Origin of the sequence: Planktothrix tepida PCC 9214 (genome assembly GCF_900009145.1) — a bacterium.
Lineage (GTDB): Bacteria > Cyanobacteriota > Cyanobacteriia > Cyanobacteriales > Microcoleaceae > Planktothrix > Planktothrix tepida.
On sequence record NZ_LN889767.1, the window covers coordinates 1 to 6310 of the forward strand.

The following is a 6310-nucleotide window of genomic DNA, read 5'->3' on the forward strand; positions in this document are numbered from 1 at the left end:
GAGGGAAAAGCCTGATTTTTCGTAGGCTGAAAGGGCATAACTGCGTTAAAATTCCCCTTAGTCATAAAAGAGGGATAGCTGATTGCTTTGACTGCTAGAGAAGCTTTGGGGATTATAATCCAATATTTGATAGAGAAAACCCCCCAACATTGTTATTGATTGAGGGGGTTTATTTTTATTAAAACAAAGCCATATAAAATTAAGGATTGGCAGCTTGGGCGGCTAACATCTGTTTGAGTTTTTCTAACTCATTCGCCCAACGGGGATCGGGTTGGAAACCTTCATCACCGCCTGTTTTGGGAGTAGCATTATAACCACCGGAGGAATGTTTAGATTTTTTATTCCGGTTTTTACCGCCACCGCCACCGCCACTGCTTCCACCACTTTTGGGTGTATTACCTGCTTTAACCGGTTGTTGAACAGGAGCTTGTTGCTGTTGTTGGGGTTGTTCTTCCCCACCATTTTCGCTACCGCCTACCCCTTCCCCTTTTCCTTTTTTACGAGGTAATGCCTTTTCTATTTTTAAGGCATTTTCTCTAAACATAACCCCGTTATATTTTTCAACAATTTGATCGGCGATTTCATCGGTTTGTACTGTTACGAACCCAAATCCCCGACATTTACCCGTTTTGCGATCGGTAATTACTTTAGCAGAAACGGTATCACCCTCTTCGACAAAGACTTCTTGTAATTCTTTGCGTTCGAGTTCTTTGGGAAGATTACCAACATAAAGACGAACGGACATGAGTAGTACCTCCAAATTAAATGAAAAATGAATAGGCGAAATTATCCCCAACTTGTGTGGTTTAAAAACACAAATCGAGGATTAACCCCAAGGCAATTAGCACTTTGGTTTCTTAAATTGAACTCAACAACCCACTTCATCTCGGTTTCAAGATGAAATCCTGCCATTCCCTCCATATATAATTCATCATGCAGAGAATGTTGGTTGGCTTGGTTGTCTTGTAAACTTTTTCCCATCTGTCAAAACTTGATGCTATAGCGTTTTGTTATTCCTGTGTTCAAAAATACATTGAACTTCCTATAGCTAAGACCATATAAAGTCAACTCGCTGGATGTTAACTTCCTGCCTTTGGAGTGCCAATTTTTGAGTACAGCATTCAACAAAAAATTTGTCATTTCTTTTAAGTTGCTGTTTCGCCTCGGATGAATCAGGCTATTGAATGGAACCTAGAACCTTTGCTATGGGTATTCCAGTACCGGATCGTTATGAGCCAATCTCTAAGATAGCACAGCCTTGAACACAGTTCTAGGGTTTTACCAAAATTTTTGCATTTGATTTTGCAAAATTTGTGAATTTTCTCAACGGCGTGCTCAAATTGACTTTATCCCAAAAGGGGTAACCTTAGGCTTAATGTGAAGTTAATTAATGTAACATTGATCCGGCAAAAGAGCAATCTTTTTCAGTGAATTTTCTTCACCATCCCCCTTGAGAAACTAGATAAGCTCCCCAGAGGGTAAAACCCAAGGCTAAAATCGTAGACCACAAGGGATGTCCACCTTGTAGGATTGTTCGATGATCAGAGGTTTCTAGGGTTTCTACATCTATCCAAGGGGTCGCCCCTCGTCGCCACCATCCTGTTACTTTAAGGGTTTGGGTAATTAACCCCTGGGGTTGAATGATTTTCGGCCAAAAATTGCTCAGGGGAGTCCATTGGGGAAGATAATGCAGTTTGACCATTCCGGTTGACGTTTGTAGGATTAAATCTTGAGCAAAGGTATTCTTTAAACCAGTGCGACCCAGAAGTTGACCCGTTAAACAAATCGGTTGACTATCGAGGGGAATAGCATTAGGTTTAATGACTAAATCTGATAAGTGGGGTTGATTTAAAAGATTAGAAGGTTTAATTTCAGGAAAAAAGGGATTAGTCCGAATAAAAATTCCTAAACTACAGCCAATCGGAATAGAACCTGCCATAATCCAATAGTCTCCCCATAGCCATTCTAATTGCCACAGCCCTAACATTGAACAGAGTCCTCCCATTAACCAAAGAGTTCCGCCAATTGCCATTCCTGCGGGAATCCCAAAAAACGGTGCGCCTTGTAATAATAAAGGGGAATGATTAAGATCGAATTTTTGCAATTTTGGAGGGTTGAGATGGGAGAGATCAAATTCAGGCTCTAATTTCCAATAATTGGCATAAAAGCCTAGAATTTTTAATCGTTCTCCGATGAGGGGATGGGATTGATTTAAGGTTAGCCAAAGGGTATAGGGATTGGTTAAATCCCATTGAAATAAAGAGTCGGGAGAGGTGTAATGGGTCACACTCCCCCAGGTTAAAGCTTGTTGATAACTCAGGGGAGTTAATCGATCAAAGGCTTCGAGAATAAAATCGGTTTTTCCTTGGTTTTGAATAGTTTTCGATAATTTTATGGTTATTTTTAATAAGGCGCGAGTTAAAGCGTTAGGATTTCCGGTAAGGTTACAAGCGAGGCGATCGCTATAATAAACTCGACGACGGGATAAATACAAGGAGGGGAATCTTAAAAGTTTGTATAAGCCATAGCAGAGAGGACAAAGAAAAGTAGCAATCGCATTGACGATTTGCTCTATAATTTTTTGAATAATCTGAGGATACGGAAGATTTAATTGCGGTAATTTTTCGGTAAATTCTGCTAAATACCAATAAATTAAATAGGGAATTTGACTGATAATTGTAGCCAAAGACATCACAGCAAAATCCCATTCTCCGATAGAAGCAATTTCTCGCGCAAAAATAGCAGCTAGTTCTTCTTCTGTTAATTGGTCTAATAATCCTTGACTGACAACAATTCGAGCAAAACGTCGGAAACTTCCATAGGAAAAAATAATCGGATCATCAATCGGTAATAATTTAATTTCGGGAAGTTTAATTTTTTTATTCTGACAGTAATTCCTTAAAAGTTTGTTGGTTTCTTGGCTATAGTTAAATAACGTTGTTAGGGGTAAAGGTTTTAAACCATAGCTGAGTTTAAGTAGTCCATCCCATAACCAAGGAGAGAATACCCATAAAATCAATAAAGTGATATAAACTCCTTGAGTGGGGTCACGATAAAATAAAGGAATCGGTTGTAACAAAGGTAGCCAAGTTAAAGCCTGATTAGTAATTTCCAGTAACTTATCTAATAAATGAGGGGTTAACCACAATATCGCTAAAATCGTTAATACAAATTCAGCAAAAAATCTGGAAGTTTGCCAAACCCAACCGACTATAAATAAAAACAAAAAAATAAAAATAATTTGCCAAGGTTGACGAGATAATTGTTGCCAAGGGGTTAAAATAGGTTGCCAAATCCAAATTTGATTTAAAGTATTATTAATAAATGCTAAAACAATCGGTATAAACCAAGTTAAACCCACAGCCATTAAGAGTTGTTCGAGTTTAAAAGGACTTGATTGTAAAGATTTAAGCTGTTTCCAATTCGTAGCTCGTCCGGCTTGTCGCCATTGCCATTCTTGAACCGCAGGCGCGGGAGAAGATTCAAGGATTTCCGGTTCAGAATTAACAGTAGAAGGGGGGATTTTTGAAATCGGTTTGTGAAAGGTTAATTTAGTTTTTTCCAGGTTGAAAGATGGAGCTTGGGACACAGCAGAACTGGGAGGTTTTTGAGGTGGTGATATGGAAGAAGGTTTGGGTATTTTTCCTAGAGTAGATTTCGCCTTCGTCGGTTGTAAGTTAGGATTTAAAGGAATAAAACCTGTTTCTATAATAGGAGGTAATTCTGAAGGCAGCCTTTCATCGGATGGGTTAGAATTTTCGATATCAATAGATTCAACCTTATTCAGTTTGGGAGGGTTGCGTTTTAATAGTTTTCTTAAGTAATCCGTTGCCCAAATTTTAATATTTTCCTGATGATATTGGGTTAAGCTGCGACATAAAGTAATTGCTAATTTTGTATTTCCTGTTCGCTCATAAGCCATTACTAAACCGACTTGCGCCTTGAATTTAGAGGGGTTTTCAGATTGAGAAATCGGTTCTAAAATAGCGATCGCCTGTTGATAATCCTGAGATTTTAAAGCTGCTAACCCTAATTCTAAATCCGATGAATGGGGAGGTAAATTTGAGGAAGACATAGGGGGACGTTTACCATTAAAATAATTGACGGTGGCGGGTTGATGGGAAAACCAGAAGCTGAAACCATAATTATCAGCAATCCAACCTCATCAAAAAAGTTAAAAGTTTACACAAAGCACACTTCATCCTATTGTACCGATTTTCCCCTGAAAACATCTGAAAATTTATTTTATGTAATATTTTAATCCGCCTTCTTTTCAAAAAAAAATTAGACCTGACCTGTGATCCCCGAAAGATGATACAATAACTGGGCTTAGAATCAGCTATTATGGATACAAATCATTTATTTCTAGCATTTCAATTTACTTCTCCCGGCCCCATTATCTTTGAAATTGGGCCGTTATCAATTCGGTGGTATGGCTTGTTAATTGCCTCTGCCGTCTTAATTGGAGTTTCCTTGTCTCAGTATCTAGCCAGCCGTCGCCAAATTGATCCTGAACTCATCGGGGATTTAGCAATTTGGTTAGTGATTGCGGCAATTCCTTGTGCGAGATTGTATTATGTGGCATTTGAGTGGGAAAGTTATGTTAATAATCCCGCTAATATTATTGCCATTTGGAAGGGAGGAATTGCCATTCATGGGGCAATTTTAGGCGGTTTAATTGCAACTTTATTATTTGCAAAAATCAAACAAATTCCTTTTTGGCAATTAGCCGATATCGTTGCACCTTCGTTAATTTTAGGTCAAGCCATTGGACGTTGGGGTAACTTTTTTAATTCCGAAGCCTTTGGTGATCCAACGGATTTACCTTGGAAACTTTATATTCCCCCCGAACGTCGTCCTTTTGGGTTTGAATCCTACGAGTATTTTCACCCCACTTTTCTGTATGAATCCCTCTGGAATTTAATGGTATTTACTTTATTAATTACCTTATTCTTTCGAGGGTTAAAAAGTAAACCGCCCCTGAAGCCTGGAACAATCTTTCTGGTTTATTTATGTGCCTATAGTTCAGGTCGAATTTGGATTGAAGGGTTACGCACGGATAGTTTAATGTTGGGGCCTTTAAAAATTGCTCAATTCGTCAGTTTAAGTGGAATTATCTTAGGATTATTCGGCTTAATTTGGTTATATGGATTGAAGCGAACGTTACCGGATGTTGTGCCGAAATCTCATTCCTCTAATTCTTAAATAGAAAAAGCCCTAGACTCGATAGCCAGGGCATTAACCAGGGTGCATCTACCATTCTTGTCTTCTTACTGGGTCAGTTGAGATCCGGAAAAACTAAAAATCAATCGTAAATTTTGGGGAATCAAAATCTCATGCAACAGGATAGAACAGTGCTAAAACCAGCCGTTTATATTGTCGGTGCCGGCCCTGGTGATCCTGAGTTATTAACCATAAAAGCTCAAAAGTTATTAGCATCGGCGGATGTGATTTTATTTGCAGATTCCCTTGTTCCTCCCCAAATTTTAAGTGGGGTTCGGACGGATGCAGAACTGATTAAAACGGCAAATAAAACCTTAGAAGATATTCTACCCCTAATGATTGAACGGGTACGTCAAGGAAAGTCGGTTGTGCGGTTACATTCGGGCGACCCCAGTTTATATGGGGCGATTTATGAACAAATGGAACAGTTAAATGCAGCAGAAATTGAGTTTGAAATTGTTCCTGGAATTAGTGCATTTCAAGATGCAGCCGCTAAATTAAAAGTCGAATTAACGGTACCAGAATTAGTGCAAACCATTATTTTAACCCGTGTCAGTGGAAAAGCCACTGCGGTTCCAGCCGATGAAGAATTGCAGAGTTTAGCGGCTCATAAAGCCAGTTTATGTTTATATTTAAGTGCCCGTTATGTTGAGGAAAGTCAGCAAAAGTTAATGAAATATTATCCTGCTGAAATGCCGATTGCTATTTGTTACCGTTTAGGATGGCCAGATGAGAAAATTCGGGTAGTTCCTTTAGAAAAAATGGCACAAGTTACCCAGGAAGAAAATTTAATTAGAACGACGCTTTATGTAATTAGTCCGGCTTTAGCAAAAATCCCTCATTCTTCAACATTAAGATCAGGATTATATAACCCTGAACATTCCCATTTATTCCGTCCTTAACCGATTTTCTAGGTTGTACCGAGAAACACTATTAGTTAATATTTTACCAATCTTCTTTAGGAGAACTCTCTCTTGGTTTCGTTTGCTAAATATAAAACTAGGAATTCTCAATATAGCACTTCCAAATGAGTTATAATAAATGTAAGGTTAGCAATAATCCTCCAAAGCTGGCAACGGAAAATGAA

At 38.6% G+C, this 6310-nt stretch carries 5 protein-coding genes; 2 read left to right on the plus strand and 3 right to left on the minus strand.

The genetic code is table 11. From position 1 onward, the window contains the following. Positions 1-199 precede the first annotated feature (199 nt). The 3 genes from PL9214_RS02790 to PL9214_RS02800 form a co-directional block, all read right to left on the minus strand. Complete coding sequence (locus PL9214_RS02790; protein WP_072717336.1) at positions 200-745, minus strand: RNA recognition motif domain-containing protein; 546 nt, start codon at positions 743-745, stop codon at positions 200-202. A 41-nt stretch (positions 746-786) separates the two neighbouring features. Further along, positions 787-981, minus strand: coding sequence for a hypothetical protein (locus tag PL9214_RS02795; protein WP_072717337.1), 195 nt, complete (start codon positions 979-981; stop codon positions 787-789). Between the two features lie 457 nt (positions 982-1438). After that, entirely contained in the window at positions 1439-4075 is a 2637-nt protein-coding gene (locus tag PL9214_RS02800) for a zinc metalloprotease HtpX (protein WP_072717338.1), read from the minus strand. Between the two features lie 269 nt (positions 4076-4344). Here PL9214_RS02800 and lgt point away from each other — a divergent pair, with 269 nt between their 5' ends. Together lgt and cobM are read left to right on the plus strand one after the other, a co-directional pair. Then, complete coding sequence (lgt, locus tag PL9214_RS02805) at positions 4345-5205, plus strand: prolipoprotein diacylglyceryl transferase (RefSeq protein WP_072717339.1); 861 nt, start codon at positions 4345-4347, stop codon at positions 5203-5205. 131 nt (positions 5206-5336) lie between these two features. Next, a complete protein-coding gene (cobM, locus tag PL9214_RS02810) occupies positions 5337-6125 on the plus strand; it encodes a precorrin-4 C(11)-methyltransferase (RefSeq protein ID WP_072717340.1) in 789 nt (262 codons plus the stop codon). Positions 6126-6310: the final 185 nt, after the last annotated feature.

Excerpts from the sequence above, each read along its gene's own strand:
- PL9214_RS02795 (WP_072717337.1), bottom strand. The coding sequence starts at position 981 with ATGGGAAAAAGTTTACAAGACAACCAAGCCAACCAACATTCTCTGCAT.
- cobM (WP_072717340.1), top strand. The coding sequence starts at position 5,337 with ATGCAACAGGATAGAACAGTGCTAAAACCAGCCGTTTATATTGTCGGT.
- PL9214_RS02800 (WP_072717338.1), bottom strand. The coding sequence starts at position 4,075 with ATGTCTTCCTCAAATTTACCTCCCCATTCATCGGATTTAGAATTAGGG.
- lgt (WP_072717339.1), top strand. The coding sequence starts at position 4,345 with ATGGATACAAATCATTTATTTCTAGCATTTCAATTTACTTCTCCCGGC.
- PL9214_RS02790 (WP_072717336.1), bottom strand. The coding sequence starts at position 745 with ATGTCCGTTCGTCTTTATGTTGGTAATCTTCCCAAAGAACTCGAACGC.